The organism is Paenibacillus sp. P36 (genome assembly GCF_045866505.1).
Lineage (GTDB): Bacteria > Bacillota > Bacilli > Paenibacillales > NBRC-103111 > Paenibacillus_E > Paenibacillus_E chondroitinus.
The window spans coordinates 4612236-4633773 of sequence record NZ_AP038372.1 but is presented as its reverse complement, the minus strand read 5'-3'; the positions used below and the strand labels follow the sequence as shown (position 1 = coordinate 4633773).

Sequence of the window (21538 nt, the reverse complement as noted above, 5' to 3'; positions counted from 1 at the left end):
AGAAATTCGGTGATTCACATGAAATCAATAGATTGGCTAGGGATAAAAAGCAGCATTCATCGTAAAATTTTTATCTCTTTTATGTTAGTTATGTTATTGCCGACGACGTTAATTAGTGTAAGTACCTATTATTTCTCCATCGATTTGCTGAAGCGCAAAGTCAGCGAGTCCTTTCTGGATAATCTTGCTTACAACAAGAACATCATCGGTATGGAATTTAAGCAATTCGAACAAATCGCTGATTATATTCCCTATAATTCGGATATTCAGAAGGTGCTTTCTCCCGGTTTCAAATCGCCTTCCATACAGGGCTATTATGATCTGCAAAGCGCGCAGCAATCGCTCAATAATTTTACTATGCAGGCATTTGCTGTTTCCAATGTGGCCTCTATCCAGATTTTTGGCGATAACGGCATCATTCTTTTTACCGGAGCTTCAAGTGATATTTATCCGGACGATAAGAAGTTCAAGGAGAAAATCTGGTACCAGCAAGCGGTTCAGACAGATCAGCCCCAGTTTAGATTCGGTACGCTGAACGAAGAGTCTGACGGATCGGCTGGATCAGGGAACATGTACAGTCCTTCCATGATCAAGACCTTTCGCAATAGCGCCACATTAGAGAAACTTGGTGTAATTTACATTAAAATCAGAAGAGATTTGTTCGACAACTTGTTTGAAGACAGCAATATGAAGAAAGCCGGGAAATTTGTAATCCTGGATGATAACGGGCAAGTCGTGTACCATCCCGACAAAAGTATGCTGCTAAAGGCGTTTCCAGGCGTGGATAAATTGAGAGAGCAGCAGGGAGACCACGGTTCATTTATTACCCAGGACGGTCAGTTAATGGTGTATTACCACATTGAACGCTACGGTTGGTGGTTAACAGACAGCATCCCTCTCAGCGAGCTTCTGAAAGACAACAAAAATATTTTTAATATTACGATCGCCGTTGTATTGATTTGCTTCCTATTATCAGGAATTATTTGGTATTTTGTGGCGTCCGGTATTGTCCACCCGATCAAGAAGCTGGCATTTGTCATGCGAAGCGTGAAAGAAGACGGATTGGCCGTTAAATCCGAATATACGGGCAAGGACGAAATTGGCCTGTTAAGTTCGAGTTTTAATTATATGATTGAGAAAATTCAAGAGCTGATCTCCAGGATGGTTGAGGAGCAAGCCAAGAAAAAGGATATGGAGTACCAATCGCTGCAAGCCCAAATTAACCCCCATTTTCTATATAACACGCTTAATTCCATCCGCTGGATGGCGATGATTCAAAAGGCGGACAACATTAAAGAGATGGTGGAGGCGCTGGGCCGGCTGCTCGCGAATAGCACCAGCAAAAGCGAAGCCATGATTACAATTGAAGAGGAACTGGCGATCGTCAAGGACTACATCAAAATCCAAGAGGTCAAATACTCGGATAAGTTTCGCGTTGCATTTGACATCGATCCAAAACTGCTTAAGGTCAAATGCGTGAAGTTTATTTTACAGCCGTTTATAGAAAACGCAATTTTCCATGGGATAGAGCCTAAAAACGGTATCGGGAGTATTCGGATTCAGTTACAGTTGAGTGGCAATATAGTGGAAATTACCGTTTTTGACGATGGCGTTGGTATGGATGTAGATCAAATCATGTTTGAGGAACACGATAAAGGTAACGGTAGACGCTTCAATGGCATCGGGATTAAGAATGTTGACGAACGGCTGCGGTTGACATATGGGGATACATACGGCGTAACCATACAAAGTGTAAAAGAGCAATTTACGTCCGTAACGATTCGATTTCCTGTGGATGCAGATTTCGAGGCAGGAGGACTCCAATGATCAGTGTGATGATTGCAGATGACGAAACGTTGGCCAGAGTTGGATTGAAAACGATGATTCCCTGGGAGAAATATGGGTTTCATTTAGTGGCGGAGGCCGAGAATGGCAAAGTAGCCTTGGATTTAGCCCTGCAATTAAAGCCGGATATTATTATCACCGATATCAAGATGCCGTTATTAAATGGAGTTGAGCTAATCTCTGCATTACGTGAGCAGTTAAAGGATACGAAATTTATCGTTCTGAGCTCTTACGGCGACTTTGATTATGTGAAAGAAGCGATGCAGATCGGTGCCGAGGATTACATATTGAAACTAGAAATGGAACCAGAGCCGTTTGCCGAGCTGCTTAACAAAGTTAAAGGGAAGATTGAAGCCGAGCGAAGCAGGCATAAGGAGGAGCGCGCAGACGAATGGAACAAAAGGCGGAATTTACCTGCATTACGGGAAAAATTGTTCCAGAATCTGTTATTCAGCTACTATATCAATGAAGATGAGATTCAAGAGCAATTCAATTATCTGGATATCAAACTGCATCCCGAAAATCTGGTATGTTTGTTAGTTCGAGTGGAGAACAGGGAGTTATATGAGAAATACGGTGTAGACGACAGATATGTGCTAACCTATGGCGTCACGAATATGATTGAAGAAATTTTGCAAAATTATCCTCCGGCTTACGTCACCTCAACCAATTCCATGGAGTTTGCCATTATTCATTCATTTAAGGCCGATTCAGAGACTGAACCGAAATCTGCTGCCGAGAAATTAGCCGTTCATGTGGAAAGCGCTTTAAAAACATATTTTAACTTCAAATGCCGAATCGGGATTAGCGAGTCATGCAGCCGCCTTGGAAAACTGAAGTCAGCCTATCGCGAGGCCAGCACAGCGCTTGATCAAGGCTTTTCGGAGCAGAAGCGTACCATTCATCATTATCAGCGGCACTTAGATACCGGGCAAACGGTTAGTTTTGAAGAGGAGTTTAAACCAGTTGATGATGGGAGAAGTATCGTAGCCCGCGCCAAAAAATATATGTTGAAACATTACGATGAGGATATCTCCTTAAAGACAGTTTCCCAGTATCATAACATTTCCCCGAATTACTTGAGCTCTCTGTTCAAAAGAACAACGAACGAAAACTTTATTGATTTTCTCATTCATGTTCGGATCGAGCAAGCTCAGTATTTGCTTAAAAACAGCAGTAGCAAGATCTATGAAATCGGTATAAAAGTCGGCTATCCGGACGCCTATTATTTCAGTAAAATTTTCAAAAAAGTGACGGGTTTAACGCCTCAGGAATATAGAAATTGTTAGAAGTGAAACAGCCCGCTTGCGGGTTGTTTTTTTATAATGAATGCAGGTCATGCGTTAAATAAAACAATGGATCGTGAATAAAGACAATGTCCGAAATTTACTTGATAGGCACCTTTGGATTTTGCTTAACTGGACGGCTAATTTAGTAAAATAAAACAATGGATGCCTTTAGATATCACATTTCAACTTCCTTTTCGGCTTTCTATAATGAAGACATGAACACATAACTTTGCGAATAGGGGAGTGAGCATGTTGAGAAATTCAGCTTTCAGAAGAGTAAAGCGTTATTTAGTACCTCTGATGCTTATCGGAAGCACGATTGCAGCAATGGGTTGCCAAAGTCAAAGTGCGGGCACGGCCGCCAAGCCAGCCGATGCAGCGCCGGGACAGACGGTGCTGAATGTCTACAGCTGGACGGTTGAGGATAGCATGAAGCCATTTTTCGAAGCTTTTGAGAAGAAATATCCGAATATCAAAGTAAAGTATACAAAAATGGCGGATTCCAATCCGACGACGGCGAATTCGCTACTGACTTCAGGTGAAGCGATTGACGTCATTCCGCAAGCCTCGGTTGATGATATGCGTGTCAGGGCTACAAGCGGGATGTACGAGCCTTTGGATGAGTACCTGAAAAAAGACAAAATGGACTACAAGCAAATTTTCGGAGATTCCATTAATGAATTGGAAACGGTAAATGGCAACCATTATGCACTTCCATACAGTATGGCGACCTACGGTCTTTACTACAATAAAGCCATGTTTGATAAAGCAGGTGTACCGTATCCAACCGACGACTGGACATGGGATGATCTCAGGGCGGCAGCGCTCAAATTGACTTCAGGCAGTGGAGCTAATAAAATCTATGGCTTTTTACCGGACTATACCGGCCAATGGGCTTTCCCCGCTATTCAACAGCTTGGTCTCAACTATGTCTATAAGAATAACGGACAGGAATCGAATTGGGACAATCCTGCCTTCTTGAACGCCTTGCAATTTTTTTACGATATGGAAATGAAGGATAAATCAGCGTGGCCGATTTCGGAATACAAAGCGCTCAAAATTGATACCAATCCGCATACCATTTTTATGCAGGGGAAAGCTGCGATGTATATTCAGCCTTCATTTATCGTCAAGTACAGCTCGCAGGAGTCCTATGGCTTTACCAATTTTGATTACGGCGTTGTCAATCTGCCCAAAGTGAAAAAAGAAGACAGCTTGAGCAATGTATATTATATAAGCGATTTCAGCATTCCAGCGAGTGCACCTAATAAAGAAGCGGCCTGGACGTTCCTAAAGTTTTACTGCTTGGAAGCACCGGAAATTTTCGCCCAATCCAAAGCGATGACGCCTGCCAATCTTTCATCTATGGATGCTTCCGTCAATGAGAAGGTAGGTAAAATCATTTTTGATTACCCGCATTTTGACCAGCCAACAGGCATGAAAACATTTATTACGAATAAGATGAAGCTCACCCCCTACTTAACGACAATTAATACGGCAAAAGCTGAAATGATGGATATGGTGAAAGCGGAAATTACTTCGTGCTTAATGGGCAATCAAACCCCAGCGGAGACCATAGCCAAATTGAAAAAACAGTCCGACGATTTAATCAAAAAAGCAGGGAAATAGGAGATGTGCGGAGGAATGCTAGATGGAACTGGCAAAGAAGAATTCACTCATAGCACCTAAACGCAAAAAGAAGATACGTAAGGATATCCTGCATGAAAATATAGCGGGATGGCTGTTTCTTTCCCTTAATTTAATCGGTTACATTATTTTCAAATTAATCCCGATTATCCTTTCGCTGATTTTCAGCTTGTGTGATTGGAACTTGGTATCCGGTTTAAAAGGAATTAAATTTATCGGATTAAAAAATTATATCAATTTGTTGACGGACGACGTATTCATTAAGTCCTTGGTAAACACCATTGTTTATGCAGCTGTTACGGTTCCGTGCTCTGTGTTTCTTGCCTTGATTCTTGCAGTGGTACTAAACGATAAAATCTTCTTTAAAAGCTTAGTCCGTTTAGGATTTTATTTACCCAATATTGCTTCCATGGTTGCGATTTCCGTGGTGTGGAGTATTTTGTACATGCCCACCTTCGGTCCAATCAATCAGTTCTTGATTTCAATTGGGATCGAACACCCGCCGGGCTGGCTGTCTTCGTCACAGTGGGCGCTGATCTCGATTATCATCATGAGCGTTTGGCAGGCCGTTGGGTACAACGCCGTAATTTTGCTGGCTGGGCTGCAGAGTGTCCCTGGAACCTTGTACGAATCGGCGGAAATCGATGGAGCCGGCCCGCTGCGCAAATTTTTTCAGATTACGATTCCCATGCTGTCGCCAACTTTGTTTTTCGTAACGGTGATCTCCATTATTGGCTCGTTTCAGGTATTCACGCAGGTAAATGTCATGACGCAGGGAGGGCCAGGTACTTCGACGTCAGTGCTAGTCTACTATATTTATAAAGCTGCCTTTACGTACAACAAGATTGGATACGCCAATGCGATCGGATGGGTATTGTTTATCTTGGTCTTCATTTTTACGACGCTGCAATGGAAATTTTCCAATAAAGACTCGCATGTAAACTAGAGGGAGAGGAGGATCCAGATGAGTGCGAGATCTTTTAAATTAACGCAAAAAACGGTTTTAACCGTAGTTATGCTCCTACTTTCGCTCCTATCCGTCATGCCTTTTTTCTGGATGTTATCCGCATCCTTCAAGCCAACTGCGGAAGTATTCGAATTTCCGATCCGATGGATCCCGAAAACGTTTATTTGGGATAACTATGTAACCGTATGGTTCGCTCGTTTTCAAACCTATTTTTTAAACTCGGTTAAGGTTTCCGTGGTCAGTGTCATCGGAGAGGTAATTACAAGTGCACTTGCGGGGTATGCTTTCGCGAAAATCAAGTTTAAAGGCAGAGAGCCTGCCTTCGTCATGTATATCGCCACCCTGATGTTTCCGCACCAGATGTTATTGGTTCCAAGATTCGTTTTGTATCGTTTGATGGGCTTGTACAACAGCTTGTGGGCGTTGATGCTTCCCGGCATTTTCAGTGCTTTCGGTACCTTCTTATTTCGGCAGTTTTTCACCACGATACCGGATGAACTGATGGAAGCTGCTAAATTAGATGGCTGCAATCACTTTAAAACGTTTACAAGAATCATACTCCCGTTATCTTTGCCAGTTGTTTCAACGCTTGTTATTTTTTCGTTCGTCGGTTCGTGGAACAATTACGAAAATGCGCTGGTCTTTTTAAGCAACAAAGATAAATTCACCATTCCGCTTGGTCTGCTGCAGTTTCAAACTGAGGAGCAGACGAATTACGGCGCCATCATGGCGGCATCCGTCTTGTCGCTGCTGCCGATCTTTGTTATTTTTTTGAGCCTGCAAAAATATTTTATTGAAGGAATTGCTACAGCTGGTTTAAAAGGATAATGATAAACACCTATACCTGTATATACCGAATTGGAGGAGATTGTCCGTGTCACAAGTAAATCAATCGAATAAGTTGCCTGACATCATTATTGTACAGGATCATCAAACAGCGCTAAGTTCAGAGCCTTCCGTCCAGTGGGCGAAGCAAACCTTAATCGACACGCTGGAAAGTCGCGGAATGGTTGTTGCACTTGAACAGTTGAGTGCCGAGCAATCTGCTAAGGTGCAAATAATCATCTCCGGTAATGATTCCCCGGCTGCCATCGCTGCAAGTAGTGAGCACGGCGTTGCTTTACCGGAGGAAGCGGAATCGCTTGCAATCCTTGCCACACAAGGGAATATCGTACTTACAGCACCTGATGGACGTGGGCTCGTGTACGCTCTCCTTGAACTGACAGATCGCATTCAGCATGCTTACGGCGATATAACCGGGGAATTGCTAGACGTTAGAACGCTTATCGACAAGCCGGCCAATGAGATTCGGAGTGTAACTCGCTTATTCGCTTGCGAACCGGAAGATAAGCCTTGGTTTTATGATAAGTCATTTTGGGATGAGTATTTGACGGAACTGGCGACACAGCGGTTTAACCGGTTCACCCTATCTTTAGGTATGGGGTACGATTACGGCCACGATCTGAATGTACGGGACAACTACTTTTGTTTTGCATACCCGTTTTTGTTTGATGTGCCGGGCTACGAAGTGAAAGTGCTTGAACTGTCGGAAGCGGAGAGAAGGCTAAATTTCGAAACGCTCCATTACATCGGTCAGGAAACCAAACGGCGGGGGATGCATTTTCAGCTTGGACTCTGGAATCACTCTTACATGTTTACGGAAAGTCCGAACATGGACTATACGATTGACGGTATCGACGCGAATAATCATGCAACTTATTGCCGTGATGCGATTAGCAAGCTGCTGAACGAGTTTAAAGAGATCGACGGTTTGACTTTCCGTGTACATTATGAAGGCGGTATTCCAGAGCCTGCATACGAATTTTGGCGTGTTGCTTTGGCAGGAACGAAAGACATAGGTCGCAGGGTAGAAATCGATATGCATGCGAAGGGCATTAATGACGAGTTGATTCAGATTGCGCTTGACACCCGTCAGCCGATATTTATTTCGCCGAAATATTGGGCGGAGCATATGGGACCAAGTTATCATCAGGCGGCTATCCGAGATAACGAATTCTCTTTGCCGAAAAACCAGACGATGGATATGCAGGCCATTACTGCATGGTCGCGCCGTTTTACGCGGTATGGATATGCCGATTACTTGCAAGATGATCGCAAAATAGGCATTTTATTCCGGTTATGGCCCGGAACTCAGAAGCTTCTCATGTGGGGAGACCCCGCGCTGGCAGCAGGCTATGGACGGCATTCCCATTTCAGCGGAACGCAAGGTATCGAGCTGTGCGAACCGTTGACTTTCAAGGGACGCAAAGGTACGGGTACGGAGGGCGGAAGGGAGCCATATCTCGCCGAAGAGCTGAAACTGCCGAACCGCGATTGGCAGAAGTATAAATATACGTACCGGCTGTGGGGACGACTGCTCTATAACCCGGAAGCGACTCCTGACGTATGGCGCAGATACTTGCGCCACGAATTCGGAGAGGCGGCAGACAGCTATGAATCGGCGCTTGCGCATGCAAGCCGCATCCTGCCTTTGGTTACTGCAGCCTACTGCCCTTCCGCTGCAAACTTTGTTTATTGGCCAGAAATGCATACCAACCAGCCGATTGCCGATTCCGAATTGCCGTCGCCGTTTGGCTTCGATACGCCAAAGCCGGGAACGTTCGGGGCAGCTAGCCCTCTGGACACTGCCTTATTTTATCGAATCGATGATTTTGCCGACGATATTATTCAAGGTTTCCGTCACGGTAAGTATTCTCCGCTTGAAACAGCAGATCGTCTGGAGTCCATGGCGACATCGGCCGCTCAACATTTGTCAAAAGCCGAAGAGCTGGCCGTAGATACACAAGCTGCGAATTTTCAGCGGTTTGTAAAGGATACCCGAATGTTGGTCCATATCGGCCAGTTCTTCGCGAATAAGTTCCGGGCGGCGTTAAGCTATGCTTTGTCCGAGCGAACCGGGGATACGGTTGAGCTGGAAAGAGGGTTGAATTTCTATAAGTTGGCCAAAGAGCATTGGGTCAAGGTCATTGAGATTTCGCAGGATACATATAAGGCGGATATCGCATTTGGTAATTCAGGGGCGGTTAGAGGACACTGGGCGGACCGGCTTCCTGCAATTGAAGCGGATATTCAGGCAATGGAACGCCAACTGCAGACAGCTCGGGCAGACAACAGTCGAACGGTAGATTCCGGAAAGCTGCAAGCTGCTATGAAAGTGCTGACCGCTTCACCTGTTGACCGTAGGCAGCTGTTCGAGCATCAGGCGCCGTCGCATTTCACTAAAGGTGAAAAGCTTAGTGTGCTGCTAGAGCTGCCAGGCGCCTCCGATGGCCTGAAAGTGGTGCTGCACTATCGGCACGCCAACCAAAGCGAGCATTATGTCGTCACAGAGATGAGTCGGGACGGTGCGAGCTTTGCTGCCGAGATTCCGGCAGCGTACACCAAGTCGCCTTTCGGCATCCTCTATTTCTTTGAGGTCGTTGAGAGCGATAGCGGAGCCCGGCTGTATCCCGGCTTGAACGAGGACATTTCGAATCAGCCTTATTATTTCGTCCAAAGCCGCTAATTCATGTCTATGAGCTTCGCAGCAGGACGGTGCTGCGAAGCTTTTCATCACAATCCATGCACCACATTAACGCATAATGGGAGGGATTCAGGTGAGTTCAAAGCAAACGACTGGAAAAAACGGCATTATTGATTGCGATGTTCACGTCTACCTTAAATCCAGGGAAGAGCTCAATAAGTATTTGCCACAACCTTGGAGAGACTGGTATCGTCCGTTGAACCGAGCTTACGGCAACATTCAGGGAAATCGTGTGGATGCCAAGCCGCCAAACGGTGGTGGGGCGGGAACCGATCCTGATTTTTTGCGGGAGCAATTGATCAACGAGTACGGAATCGATTACGCGATTCTACTGCCCCGCGCGATGCTGAACAATTTGCCGGATCCCGATATGGCTTCCGCAGTAGCCGCTGCCTATAACGATTGGCTTGCCGATACATGGCTGGATAAATATAATCATGACGGCGTGTTCAAAGGCTCACTGTATATCGCTACCCAAGACCCTATCGGAGCGGCCAAAGAGATTGAGCGATGGGCCGGACATCCTCATTTCGTTCAGGTAATGACCGATTCAGGGGCAACAGCGCCCTTCGGTCAGCGGCAATATCATCCGATCTATGAAGCCTGTGAAAAATATGGTTTTCCTCTGGCGATACATCCCGGTACGGATGGAATGGGCATTAACCATCAGCCCACGCCAGGTCATCCTACCCGCTACATTGAGTTTCATACGTGCTTATCGCTTGCCTTCCAGGCACATCTGGTCAGTTTTCTGACCGAAGGAGTTTTCGTGAAGTATCCTAAATTCAAAATTGCGCTTGTCGAGGGTGGCGTTTCCTGGCTTGCACCCTTAATGTGGCGGTTGGATGCGGAATATAAAGGACTCCGCTATGAAGTGCCTTGGCTTGAAAAGCGGCCGAGTGAATTTTTACGAGACCACGTGCGTATTACGAGCCAGCCAATCGAGCGGCCAGATGACGACAAATATTTGTTGACGATGCTGGAAGCGATGGATGCCGAACATCTTCTTATGTTTGCCAGCGACTACCCGCACTGGGACTTCGACTCGCCGAGAAGAGCGTTTCCGAAGCTTCCGGCTGAGCTTCATCGGCGAATCTTTTATGAGAATGCGAAGGAGTTTTACAACCTTTAAAGAGGAGGCTGCTGAACATGGAGCGATTCGTAGTATGTAAAACGGCTGAAATGCAGCCGGGAGAGCGGAAAATCGTTCAAGTTGGCGGAAGGTCGATTGGCGTATTTAACGCAAACGGGGAGTATTACGCCTTGCGCAACAGTTGTCCACATCAGGGAGCACCTTTGTGTGTGGGCAGATTGACGGGGACGACGCTGCCGTCGATGCCTGGCAACCACCGATACGGTAGGGAAGGCGAAATACTGGCCTGCCCTTGGCACGGATGGGAGTTTGATGTCACGACGGGCAAATCGCTATTCAATCCCCATCAGTGCTTGGTCAAAAAATACGATGTGGCTGTAGAGCCGTTAGAGGATAGTCTTGAAACCTTTCCGGTTTCTGTAGAAGAGGAACATGTTGTTCTATATGCCTAAAAAGGAGGAGGAACATGGGATTTAACCTCTCCGGGAGGCGAGTATTCAGCAGCCGGGCAGCATTGCTTCATCGCATGATCATGCTGACCTTGGCTGCTTCTATTCTGCCGACTTTACTTGTAGGCATCAGCAGTTATCTCTTCTCGACTTCGACGCTGCAAAATGAAGTCAACCGCGCCCATGTTCAACTGCTGGAGAATACTTCGGCAACCATTGATCGGGATTTACAAAATATGCAAGATAGCACATTGCAGATGTTATTTCATCCTCTTTTCGCGAATGAAGCTTTGCAGCGGGGTATCAAGGGAAATGAATTTGAGTTTAACTTGCAGGTCTCGCAGTTTTTTTCAACTTTTCAGTACAACCATAAGCAAATTCTTGATATATCCATGTACATTAAAGACAACTATCTGCTTTCTTCCTCTTACGGTTTATTTAAAATTGCCCCGGTGTACGACCACAACAGGCTAAATGATGCGATGGTTTCCCCGAAAGAGCTGGAGTGGACCAATTCCGTCTTTCGCATTCGGGAGAACGATGAAGCTAGTGGCGTTACCTTTATTTGCAAGCTGCCTCTTCAAGCACCTAATCCAATCGGTCTCATGCTGGTCCGTATGGATCAGAAGGTGTTTCAGGATTCGCTTCAGCGCTCGACTGTGTATCCAGGCCAGATGACAGTGATTGTCGACCAAGAAGGAAAAACCGTTGCCGCCTCTTCCGCTTTTACGCTTCCTTCCGAACTGCTCAATACGATTCGTCATAGGAATATATCTGATCATAAGCTCAATTATAATTGGAACAACCGTAATTATCTGGTCACAACGTTAACGTCACGCTATACCGGCTGGCAGTATATTGATCTGATCCCGACGCAAGAATTAAATGCCAAATCGGCGGGAATCGGTGTCATCACAGCCATAGTCCTGGTTGTCGTGCTTCTGTTGGCGTTTGTTCTCACCCTTCTTGGAACGCAATGGATTTACCGGCCCATTGCCAACCTTATGAATTACCTCAATCGTGAAGCTTCCTTAGGCAATAATGAAGGAGAAGACGAAATGGGTTTTATGAAACAAAGCTGGCAGGCTTTAAAGCATGAGACGAGTCAACTCCAGCACCAGCTATCAATGCAACTGCCTATGCTGCGGGAATCATTTGTCATGCAGATGCTGCACGGGCATTATTTGCATTACTCGCAAAGCGAGCTGGAACAGTTGTTCATGCGGTACGGGCTTCCTCACCAAACCCGATTCGCGGTTTTTATTATGACTTATGACAGAAGCGGTCCAGCTAATGGGAGGTTTTTTGATCAGGACCGGGACCTTGTTATTTTTGCTATGAAAAATATTATTATGGATATGGTACAAACGAATGTTCGCCCGATTCTTGGGGTTACTGTTAATTGTCTAAACGATCAGCTGGCTGTGCTTCTCTGGCAGCATGAGGAAGCAGATCATCAAATCGCTCAAGAAACGTTAGAGACATGGGAGAATTCTGTGAAGGCATTCGTTGAGGAGCTCCGAAATGTATTAGCCAATTACTTACGGCTGCCGGTAACGGCAGGGCTCGGAGTAGGAACGAGCGAGATCGGCCATCTCCCATTGGTTTATCGGCAAGCGCTCTCAGCTCTTACTTCGCGTCTCGTCGTTGGAGGAGAGCAAGTTATTGCTCCGGATAACGACTTCATCAAGTCGAATGAGGAGTACCGCTATCCCATTGAGCTGGAACGGCACTATGAGGAGTCTTTGAAGCAGGGAGATCTCCAGGAAGCGGAACGGATGCTTCATGAGTTTTCGAAATATGTCATCGGTGCGACCCATGTTGCCAAGGTGATTCAAATGTCGTATACGCAGCTCCTGGGCACGACGATACGCACCATGTATTTGCTTGGCATTGAACCCGATACTGTCTTCAAAGGAGAAGAGCCCTACGACTACTTGCGTAAGTTTCAAAACATGGATGATTTAAACCGTTGGTTTCTTCAGCATTTGATAACACCAATCGTACAGTTCGTACGAAATAAAACGAATATAGAACATGAGCAAATTATCGTCAAAGTGACCGCTTATATCCATGAGAACTATCATCAGGATATTTCTCAGGATCAGTGCGCGCGCAATTTCGGAGTTAGCCGTACCCATCTCAGCAAGCTTTTCAAAAAATTCAAACAGATCGCCTTTAGCGATTATTTAACGCACGTTCGGATTGAGAAGGCCAAAGAGCTGCTTTGTGAAACCGATATTCCCGTCGCTGACATTTCCGAGAAGGTAGGTTATCTCCATACGCAGAACTTTATCCGTGTTTTTAAAAAGATGGAAGGGATCACTCCCGGACAATTCCGTGAGGAACGCGGGTAGCAAAGCTGCCGTGTCGAATGACCCTCTATGCAGCTGGAGACCAGAAAAACTCCGCTGAATAGGGGGTTTTTGCTTACATTGAACGAATGCTCGTTGTGTGACTCGGGTCTGGGCTGTCACAGAATGAGCATGCACAAATGGCTTATTGAGAATTACCGGAGCCATCCCTAGAATACAGATTGCCGGCATGGAAATTCAACAAGCATGGAGGAAGCGATGGTAGGGTGACATTCAAATTTATGGAGAAAGGATGAGCGTATTGCCAGATCAATCTAGAAGCGCGGTATCCGCCGATGATTTAAAGAGACCACTTCAAACGAAACAGGCAAGTAACCGTTTTCTAAATTGGCTGAAAAGTTGGAAGCCGACATGGAAGCAAGAAAAGTATCTGTATGTTCTCGCGCTGCCGGGACTGTTGTATTTCCTTATTTTCAAGTACATCCCGTTATGGGGGCTGTCACTTGCCTTTACCGAGTATTCTCCTTATCTGGGATTGCTCAAAAGCGAGTGGGTCGGATTTAAGCATTTCCAAAGTTTTTTTGCCAATCCTGATTTTTGGCTGCTATTTCGCAATACCTTAGCGATCAGCTTCCTAAATATCTTTTTATTTTTTCCGATGCCCATCATTATTGCTTTGCTTCTGAACGAACTGAAGAACGCGACCTTCAAAAAATGGGTGCAAACCTCGATTTATTTGCCTCATTTTTTATCTTGGGTCGTTATCGTGGGTATCTGCTTTCTGACCTTGAGCGGCAGTGGAATTATCAATAAGCTGATCGTCGAATCGGGAGGGCAGGCCATTAATTTTTTAACAAATCCCGAAACCTTTTGGGGCATGCTGACCGCGCAGACGATTTGGAAAGAAACCGGCTGGGGAACGATTATATTTTTGGCCGCTTTAGCCAGTATTAATCCCGAGCTATACGAAGCGGCGAAGATTGACGGGGCGAACCGATGGAAGCAAATGCTGCATGTGACGATTCCGGGCATTAAAGGAACGGTAATTATCTTATTAATACTTCGTTTGGGTCAAGTATTGGATATCGGCTTCGAGCATATTTACTTGATGTCCAGCTCGGCCGTGACGGAGGTTGCGGATGTCTTCGACACTTACGCATATCGGGTAGGGATTCAAAACGGGCGATTCAGCTTTGCCACCGCTGTCGGCATTTTCAAATCGGTGGTCGGCTTGATCCTTGTTCTATTGGCAGACCGAGCGGCTAAGAAGCTGGGAGAGGAGGGCGTGTACTGATGAAACTGCGCTGGGGCTCGCGTGTGTTTGATATTTTTAATTATGTGATTCTTGGACTGATTGGGTTATCGACCTTGCTGCCGTTTATTTATGTTATTCTCGTTTCGTTTACCGATCCTGTCGAGTATCAGACCAGTCCGATTGTCATCTTTCCCAAACATTGGAGCTTGGCTTCGTATGAGTTCATTCTGTCAACACGGACCTTTTTGAATTCGCTTAGCGTAAGCGCAATTCTGGCAATTGTGGGTACGGCGTGCAGTCTCATATTGACAAGCGGACTTGCGTATACCCTGTCTCGCAAAAAGTTCAGACTGAAGCGGGTGTTCATGATTGGTATTTTGTTCACCATGTTGTTCAATCCGGGGATGATTCCGAACTATTTGCTGGTCAAGGAGTTGGGGCTGGTCAATACGATATGGTCGCTTATTCTTCCGGTACTGAGCAGCGCCTGGTATGTCATTCTGATGAAAAGTTTTTATCAGGAAATTCCTGAGGAGCTGGAAGAGTCGGCCAAAATGGACGGATGTACGGACATCGGCGTATTTTTCCGGATTATGCTGCCTGTTTCTGTAACGGCGCTTGTCGCTTTCGGCTTATTTTTCGCCGTCGCTTATTGGAATACGTATTTTAATGCGGTGCTGTACATTAACAAAGATACGCTTCGCCCTATGCAGGTCGTGCTGCAAGTGCTGCTCATTCAAGCATCAACACAGGTAGGCGATCCGTCTGTTGCGCAAATGCTGCAGAGCGATCAGATGCTCCCACCGGAGACGATCAAAATGTCGGCGGTCGTTGTGGCTTCCTTACCGATTATCATCGTGTACCCGTTCCTGCAAAAATATTTTACCAAAGGCATGATGGTCGGCTCTGTGAAGGGTTAAGTTAAATTTGAAGGAGGTCAAACAGATGAACAGATGGTTAAAAAGAATGTACCTTGGAGCCGCATCGACGGTTGTGCTGCTTGCTGGCTGCGGCTCTCCGGAAGGAGCATCCAATTCGGCGGGCGGTGCTGCGGGCAATCAGGAACCGACGGAGATCAATATACTGACCACAACCTACAACTCGGCTCCCGGTAATGATCTGGACAGTTTGAAGCAAAACAACGAGAAATTTAATGTGAAAATCAATGTGACCTACGTTCCGGCTAATAACTACCAGGACAAATTGAACGTCATGCTGGCTTCGGGCGATCTACCTGATGTGAGTTTGGTTTGGGACATCAATACGCAGGCATTTGCCAACGCGGCAAACCAAGGAGCATTCTGGGACTTAACGCCGTATATCAAGGATTATCCTAATTTGGCAGCATATCCGGAGCAAATTTATAAGAACGTCTCCTTTAAAGGGAAAACCATGGGCATTCCACGTGTTCGTCCTATTGACGGGCATCAGTCGCTGCTCATCCGGCAGGATTGGCTGGATAAATTAGGATTGAAAGCGCCAACGACGATGGATGAATTTTATCAGGTTATGGAAGCCTTTACAAAGAATGATCCTGACGGTAACGGCAAAAACGATACGTATGGATTTGTTGGTCAAGGAACACCAACGTTATCCAATTATTTCTTATCGATGTTTGGTGCGGGTCTGCAGCATTATGTGGATGAAAACGGCCAGGTGCAGCCTAGCTTCTTCAATCCCAAAATCAAGGATGCGATGGCCTTTTGGAATAAAGTAAACAAAGCGGGCATTATGGTGCCGGATCTTCCTTTGCTGCAAACGAGCCAAACCCGCGATTTCATGACGCAAGGCAAAGTCGGTATGGGTTTTAGCAACGTGTATGACGGTCATTTGTATACGGATGATTTGAAGAAGGTTAATCCGAACGCGGTTATCAAGCCGTACTTGTTCCCGGCGGCGCCAGACGGCAAAGTTTATATGGAGGCGGCACCGGGCTCGTTTGGTATTTTCATGATCAATAAAAAAGTCAGCGAACAAAAAATGAAAAAAATTCTCGAAGTTTACAACTATACGGCAACGAGAGAAACGTACAATCTGGTTGCTTACGGTATAAAGGGTGTTGATTACAACGAGAACGAAGCAGGGGACATCACCCAGACAGACGAGGGTAAAAAGAAGGGCTATGCTTTCGATACTTCGGCGCAATGGGTATCAAGCTATTACGATAAATACGTAAAAGCGGATTTACCGGGAATGACGCCGGAAACGAAGGCCTACAATCACAAATTGGTGGATACAATTTCAACGGTGTCCGTCCCGAACCCGGGCCTCGGGCTTGTCACTCCGACGGCCTTAGAGAAGAGTGCGGATTGGAATAAAAAAATCAACGATATGATTACGAATGTCATTATAGGCAAAAACAGCTTTGAAGATTTTGATAAATTTGTCCAAAGCTTTAAAGACGATCCTTCGTATCAGAAGCATTTAAAGGAACTGAATGACTTGTACAAGGAAAAAACAGCAAAAAAATAAGGAAAATATCTAGGGACTATTTATTCCAAAATTTCAGGAGGCCTATCGATATGGGAACAAGATTACAGGGCAAGGTAGCCGTTATTACAGGCTCGTCATCTGGCATCGGAAGAGCGAGCGCCGAGGTGTTCGCTGAAGAAGGAGCGCATGTCATTGTCAATGACGATGGCGGACGCGAAGGTTTGGGGCAGCAGGTCGCCGATGGCATCATCGCGCAAGGAGGTTCGGCCGTTTATGTTCAGGCGGACGTATTTAAAAGCGAAGAATTGAAGCGGTTGATTGATTATGCTTATGAAAAATTCGGCAAATTGGATATTTTGATGAACAATGCCTACAGAGGGCACACCGATTCCGTATTGGATCAAGAGGAAGCGGATTGGGACCGGGTATTCGCTTCTTCGGTTAAAGCCGTATTTCTGGGCAGTAAATATGCGCTGCCCGGTATGATCAATGCGGGAGGCGGCTCCATCATTAATACCGCTTCGGTCCACGGGCTGCTCGGGGGAAGAAGACATTCCTCCTATGATGCTGCCAAAGCAGCAATCATTAATCTAACTCGCCAGATGGCGGTTGATTACGGGAAACACGGCATTCGGTTAAATTCCATTTGTCCGGGCCGCATTGTGACGGAAGGGAAGATTGATTTCCTGGAGAAATATCCAGAGGAGGTGCGCCGGCAGCAAGCGGTTTACCTGCTAGGGCGGCCGGGAACTATGCGCGAAGCTGCTTTGGCCGCACTGTTCCTGGCATCGGACGATTCTTCTTTCGTCACGGGCCATGCTCTGGTCGTAGACGGCGGCTTGACCGCTCAGCTGGCGGATAGTGTTTCCGAGCCGCTTGAGGAAGGTCTCGGTCTCGGCCTTGCCGGCTCCAAATAAATGAGCAGATATAGGGAGAATATCTATGGATAAGCAGGCAGCAATTTTTGCATATATCGGCACGCAAACGGACGGCAGCATTAGTGAAGGTATTTATGTTTATCGGATGAATCCGTTGAACGGTGAATTGGAGTATTCGAGCACGGCTGCGGCGGGAATCAATCCGACTTACTTGGCAATCCACCCATCGAAACGGTACCTTTATGCAGCCAACACAATTGAAGGCGAAGGCCTGATCAGCGCCTTCTCCATTGATCCCCTAACGGGGAGGCTGACGTTCATGAACAGTCAGCCCTCCGGGGGCTCTAAGCCTGTTCATGTGCTTGTTGACGGGAAGGGCAAATTCGTGCTTGCCGGTAATTTCGGCGACGGCAGCGTGTCTGTTCTGCCGATCCAAGCGGACGGCAGCCTTGGTGCGATGACGGATTTCATCCGTCATTCCGGCTCCAGCGTCCATCCGACGCGTCAGCAGGGACCTCGCGTTCATTCCGTCACGCTCGACCCGGCCGGCCGATATGCGGTTGCCGCTGAATACGGGGCCGATGAGCTGCGGGTTTATCGGCTGGATGCGGAACGCGGGAAGCTGCTTCCTGCAGCCGTCCCGTCCATTTCCGTTGCAGCGGGTTCGGGGCCTCGTCATGCTGCCTTTCATCCCAATGGACGTTGGGCTTACGTAATTAATGAGCTAGGCAATACGCTGATGAGCTATGATTATGATCCGACCCAAGGCATCCTTCATCTTAGGGAAACGCATGCCACGCTGCCGGAAGGGTATGCCGACCCGAGTTTTTGCGCCGATGTGCATGTTCATCCGGACGGCAGTTATGTCTACGGTTCGAATCGCGGGCATAACAGCATTGTCATTTATGCGGTTGAGCCTGAAACGGGAAGGCTCCAGCTTGTTGGCCATGAGCCGACTCTGGGGAGAGCACCGCGAAGTTTTATCATCGATCCGACCGGTCAATACTTGTATGCGGCGCACCAAGATACGGATAATGTCGTTGCATTTAGCCTGGATCGTCAGACCGGTAAGCTGCGTCCGGTAGGTCACAGCATTAAGGTGCCGATGCCGGTATGCATCAAGATGATTTCGATTTAGCTGCGTTAATAGGTATGAGCCTAGCGATGATCAACGAATGAGAGGACCTTGCATGATGGACTCATTAGTAAAAATAGCTATAATCGGATGCGGAAGCTTGATGTATCATTTTGTATACGATTGCCTGAAACGGATTCCGTTCAACTTAATCGCTGCCAGTCATGAAGATGAAGAGGAGCTGACACGATTTACGAACCGATACCGGGTTCCGAAGGCGTATACGGATTATCGGGAAATGCTGGAACAGGAGCAACTGGATGCTGTTATTTGCTTCACGGACGACGAATACGCTCATTTTCGAATAGCTGAAGAATGCCTGCAAGCTAACGTTCATGTGTTTATGGAAAGGCCGGTTTGTTTTTCGTTCGAGCAGGCTGAACGTCTCCTTGTGCTGCAGCGGCGTACGGGGAAATATGTGGTGTCACGCTATAACAAACGGTTTACTACAGCCTATATGATGGCGAAGGAAATCATCCAAAGGGAGGAATTTGGCAGGGTTACGATGTTTCTGTCCAAATTTCAAGGCTCGGAAAGCGCATCGAATGAGCTGTTCCTGTTCAATCATGTGAGCCATCATCTCGATTTGGCTAGATTTCTGCTTGGCGAGATAAAATCGCTGCATGTCGATCAAATCAACCTCGACGCGCACAGAGTCGGATACAATATTTCATTCGTCGCAGAGTCCGGTGCTATTGGTGTTATCCAATCAGGCTCCCTGCAAAAGATCGAATATCCGATGGAGCGGGTGGAGATCACCGGAGTCGGCACGAACATTATTGTGGACAATATCCGGCATATTGCGTATAACCGGCCTGCTCCCAAGCGGGAAGGCTTTCAATTTGCCAAGTTAGCTGATGGCGGAGACACATTGATGTGGAATCTGAATCACGGCAACTTGAGCAATTATTCCTATTATGGTTTTGAGCAACAACTGTATGAATTCATCGACAGTATTCAGAAGCAGAAGGCTCCCGAACCTAACATGGAGGATACCATTCATACGGTAAAACTGTTGGTGCATACTCAATTTTTATCGCAAACCAAATGAATGAAGGTATAAATACCCGCTTCGGCGGGTTTTTCGCTTTGAGATCGAGACGTGGCTTTCTAAATATTGTGCGAGCGTAACACTTCCGCTTTGCCTACAATATGATGAGTTTAGAAAGATAAAGAGGTGATCTAATGGCAGTCGTAAAAGCCAGGAAACAGGATATTGATATGTTGGCAAGGTTGCTGCGTGCGGAAGCTGAGACTGAAGGCGAAATGGGCATGCTTCTTGTTGGAAATGTTGGTATTAACCGTATAAGAGCGAATTGCTCCGATTTTAAAGGAATCCGAACAATTCCTCAAATGATTAACCAGCCGCATGCGTTCGAAGCGTTGCAACATGGTTTGTACTATCAAAACGCTAGAGAGAGAGAACGCCGTCTGGCACAACGTTCCGTGAATGGGGAGCGAAATTGGCCGGGCAAATTCTCGTTATGGTACTTCCGCCCAGGTTCGTTCGAAAATCCAGGTCCGTGTCCGGCAACTTGGTATAATCAACCATTGGCAGGACGATGGAAGAAGCACTGTTTTTATGAGCCAACAGCCAAAGAATGTGAAAATGTTTATAATACGTTTTAATCTTATGGTTGGGGAACGATCGTTGAAGTTGAAGTTGAACAGACAAGGCCATCCTGCAAGGATGGTCTTTGTGTTTGCCGTTACAAGAGAGAATTTTGTTTACATGAGGAAAGATTTAACTATTATACGTCGAAGTATACTATATGGATGGACATGCTCTTTATGACTGGGAGGTCTGAAATGAAGGTCAAACGTATCGTCGCCAATATAAATGCTCAGGATATCTCGGCAGCTAAATGCTTTTACCAGGATGTGCTCGGCCTTGAGATCATGATGGATCATGGTTGGATTAGAACTTATGGTTTAGACGAGGAGATGAGCATTCAAATTAGCTTTGCCTCACAGGGTGGCTCAGAAACGCCTACGCCTGATCTATCGATTGAAGTTGATGATGTCAATGCTGCATTAGAAGGCATGAAGAAAGCTGGATTTCCGATTGAATACGGGCCTGTTGATGAACCTTGGGGTGTAAGACGATTCTATGTTCGCGACCCATTTGGTAAGCTTATCAACATACTTGCTCATGAAGATTGATTCATCAATAGCCAAATTGAAATAGACACTGGTAAAAAAGGTGGTTATAAGATTGATTGCCGAAGCAATTATTATACAAAATGGCTGTGTACTAATGGTAAAGCAATATGTTGAACGGGGAGATATTGTTTGGAATTTTCCAGGAGGTGGCATTCAAGAAGGGGAAAGTCCAGAGCAAGCATGTATCAGAGAAGTGAGAGAAGAGACGGGAATTGATATTCAGCTGAAAGGGTTGTTGAAGGAAAGAAACAATAAATATAGTTTCATTGGTGAGGTAGTTGGAGGAAATTTATTCCTCGATACCGACAATCAAGATAACCTGGATATCATTGAAGTTGCATGGATACCTCTAACCGAGCTTGAAAAATTTGATTTCATCACCTTGCCCATGCTTGAGTTAGCTAAACAGCGAGTCCCATTTAACGTTTCTTAAAATATGATTTGGATATGTCGATTTATATGTATACCGTTCGTCGACTAATTAGAGGCTAGAAAGAATGCTTCAATTTTATGGTAGAGGAGACT

18 protein-coding genes are annotated in these 21538 nt (G+C 46.1%); all 18 read left to right on the top strand.

All coding sequences use genetic code 11. The features are described 5' to 3' along the window. Positions 1–18: 18 nt before the first annotated feature. Positions 19–1827, top strand: coding sequence for a sensor histidine kinase (locus ACKTT9_RS20815; protein ID WP_407867423.1), 1809 nt, complete (start codon positions 19–21; stop codon positions 1825–1827). Next, entirely contained in the window at positions 1824–3134 is a 1311-nt protein-coding gene (locus ACKTT9_RS20810) for a response regulator (protein WP_407867422.1), read from the top strand. Before ACKTT9_RS20815 ends, ACKTT9_RS20810 begins: the two co-directional genes overlap by 4 nt. Before the next feature lie 249 nt (positions 3135–3383). Then, positions 3384–4763: an ABC transporter substrate-binding protein gene (locus ACKTT9_RS20805; RefSeq protein WP_407867421.1), complete on the top strand. Its 1380-nt coding sequence runs from the start codon at positions 3384–3386 to the stop codon at positions 4761–4763. Positions 4764–4785: 22 nt separating this feature from the next. After that, positions 4786–5727: a carbohydrate ABC transporter permease gene (locus ACKTT9_RS20800; RefSeq protein WP_407867420.1), complete on the top strand. Its 942-nt coding sequence runs from the start codon at positions 4786–4788 to the stop codon at positions 5725–5727. 18 nt (positions 5728–5745) lie between these two features. Then, positions 5746–6576 (top strand): carbohydrate ABC transporter permease, encoded by an 831-nt coding sequence (locus tag ACKTT9_RS20795; RefSeq protein WP_407867419.1) that lies wholly within the window; start codon positions 5746–5748, stop codon positions 6574–6576. Positions 6577–6622: 46 nt separating this feature from the next. Next, positions 6623–9274, top strand: a complete 2652-nt coding sequence (locus tag ACKTT9_RS20790) for a hypothetical protein (protein WP_407867418.1) — start codon at positions 6623–6625, stop codon at positions 9272–9274. A 91-nt stretch (positions 9275–9365) separates the two neighbouring features. Continuing rightward, on the top strand, positions 9366–10424 hold the full coding sequence (locus tag ACKTT9_RS20785) for an amidohydrolase family protein (RefSeq protein WP_407867417.1): 1059 nt from the start codon (positions 9366–9368) through the stop codon (positions 10422–10424). A 17-nt stretch (positions 10425–10441) separates the two neighbouring features. Continuing rightward, entirely contained in the window at positions 10442–10837 is a 396-nt protein-coding gene (locus ACKTT9_RS20780; protein WP_407867416.1) for a Rieske (2Fe-2S) protein, read from the top strand. A 14-nt stretch (positions 10838–10851) separates the two neighbouring features. Next, complete coding sequence (locus ACKTT9_RS20775) at positions 10852–13191, top strand: AraC family transcriptional regulator (protein ID WP_407867415.1); 2340 nt, start codon at positions 10852–10854, stop codon at positions 13189–13191. Positions 13192–13441: 250 nt separating this feature from the next. Beyond that, positions 13442–14443 carry an ABC transporter permease gene (locus tag ACKTT9_RS20770; protein WP_407867414.1) on the top strand — a complete coding sequence of 334 codons (1002 nt, stop codon included), beginning with the start codon at positions 13442–13444 and terminating at the stop codon, positions 14441–14443. Continuing rightward, a complete protein-coding gene (locus ACKTT9_RS20765; protein WP_407867413.1) occupies positions 14443–15324 on the top strand; it encodes a carbohydrate ABC transporter permease in 882 nt (293 codons plus the stop codon). Before ACKTT9_RS20770 ends, ACKTT9_RS20765 begins: the two co-directional genes overlap by 1 nt. A gap of 25 nt (positions 15325–15349) precedes the next feature. Continuing rightward, positions 15350–16876: an extracellular solute-binding protein gene (locus ACKTT9_RS20760; protein WP_407867412.1), complete on the top strand. Its 1527-nt coding sequence runs from the start codon at positions 15350–15352 to the stop codon at positions 16874–16876. 50 nt (positions 16877–16926) lie between these two features. After that, positions 16927–17754 (top strand): SDR family NAD(P)-dependent oxidoreductase, encoded by an 828-nt coding sequence (locus tag ACKTT9_RS20755; RefSeq protein WP_407867411.1) that lies wholly within the window; start codon positions 16927–16929, stop codon positions 17752–17754. 25 nt (positions 17755–17779) lie between these two features. After that, complete coding sequence (locus ACKTT9_RS20750; protein ID WP_407867410.1) at positions 17780–18853, top strand: lactonase family protein; 1074 nt, start codon at positions 17780–17782, stop codon at positions 18851–18853. A 52-nt stretch (positions 18854–18905) separates the two neighbouring features. Beyond that, complete coding sequence (locus ACKTT9_RS20745; protein WP_407867409.1) at positions 18906–19901, top strand: Gfo/Idh/MocA family protein; 996 nt, start codon at positions 18906–18908, stop codon at positions 19899–19901. Positions 19902–20035: 134 nt separating this feature from the next. Beyond that, a complete protein-coding gene (locus ACKTT9_RS20740) occupies positions 20036–20479 on the top strand; it encodes a cell wall hydrolase (RefSeq protein ID WP_127456950.1) in 444 nt (147 codons plus the stop codon). A 180-nt stretch (positions 20480–20659) separates the two neighbouring features. Continuing rightward, a complete protein-coding gene (locus ACKTT9_RS20735) occupies positions 20660–21013 on the top strand; it encodes a VOC family protein (RefSeq protein ID WP_407867408.1) in 354 nt (117 codons plus the stop codon). A gap of 52 nt (positions 21014–21065) precedes the next feature. Beyond that, positions 21066–21446 carry an NUDIX hydrolase gene (locus ACKTT9_RS20730; RefSeq protein ID WP_407867407.1) on the top strand — a complete coding sequence of 127 codons (381 nt, stop codon included), beginning with the start codon at positions 21066–21068 and terminating at the stop codon, positions 21444–21446. The last annotated feature ends 92 nt before the right edge of the window (positions 21447–21538 follow it).

Bases quoted from the DNA above. Each gene is read 5' to 3' on its own strand.
- ACKTT9_RS20815 (WP_407867423.1), top strand. From the start codon at position 19: ATGAAATCAATAGATTGGCTAGGGATAAAAAGCAGCATTCATCGTAAA.
- ACKTT9_RS20810 (WP_407867422.1), top strand. From the start codon at position 1,824: ATGATCAGTGTGATGATTGCAGATGACGAAACGTTGGCCAGAGTTGGA.
- ACKTT9_RS20805 (WP_407867421.1), top strand. From the start codon at position 3,384: ATGTTGAGAAATTCAGCTTTCAGAAGAGTAAAGCGTTATTTAGTACCT.
- ACKTT9_RS20800 (WP_407867420.1), top strand. From the start codon at position 4,786: ATGGAACTGGCAAAGAAGAATTCACTCATAGCACCTAAACGCAAAAAG.
- ACKTT9_RS20795 (WP_407867419.1), top strand. From the start codon at position 5,746: ATGAGTGCGAGATCTTTTAAATTAACGCAAAAAACGGTTTTAACCGTA.
- ACKTT9_RS20780 (WP_407867416.1), top strand. From the start codon at position 10,442: ATGGAGCGATTCGTAGTATGTAAAACGGCTGAAATGCAGCCGGGAGAG.
- ACKTT9_RS20775 (WP_407867415.1), top strand. From the start codon at position 10,852: ATGGGATTTAACCTCTCCGGGAGGCGAGTATTCAGCAGCCGGGCAGCA.
- ACKTT9_RS20770 (WP_407867414.1), top strand. From the start codon at position 13,442: ATGAGCGTATTGCCAGATCAATCTAGAAGCGCGGTATCCGCCGATGAT.
- ACKTT9_RS20765 (WP_407867413.1), top strand. From the start codon at position 14,443: ATGAAACTGCGCTGGGGCTCGCGTGTGTTTGATATTTTTAATTATGTG.
- ACKTT9_RS20760 (WP_407867412.1), top strand. From the start codon at position 15,350: ATGAACAGATGGTTAAAAAGAATGTACCTTGGAGCCGCATCGACGGTT.
- ACKTT9_RS20755 (WP_407867411.1), top strand. From the start codon at position 16,927: ATGGGAACAAGATTACAGGGCAAGGTAGCCGTTATTACAGGCTCGTCA.
- ACKTT9_RS20750 (WP_407867410.1), top strand. From the start codon at position 17,780: ATGGATAAGCAGGCAGCAATTTTTGCATATATCGGCACGCAAACGGAC.
- ACKTT9_RS20745 (WP_407867409.1), top strand. From the start codon at position 18,906: ATGATGGACTCATTAGTAAAAATAGCTATAATCGGATGCGGAAGCTTG.
- ACKTT9_RS20740 (WP_127456950.1), top strand. From the start codon at position 20,036: ATGGCAGTCGTAAAAGCCAGGAAACAGGATATTGATATGTTGGCAAGG.
- ACKTT9_RS20735 (WP_407867408.1), top strand. From the start codon at position 20,660: ATGAAGGTCAAACGTATCGTCGCCAATATAAATGCTCAGGATATCTCG.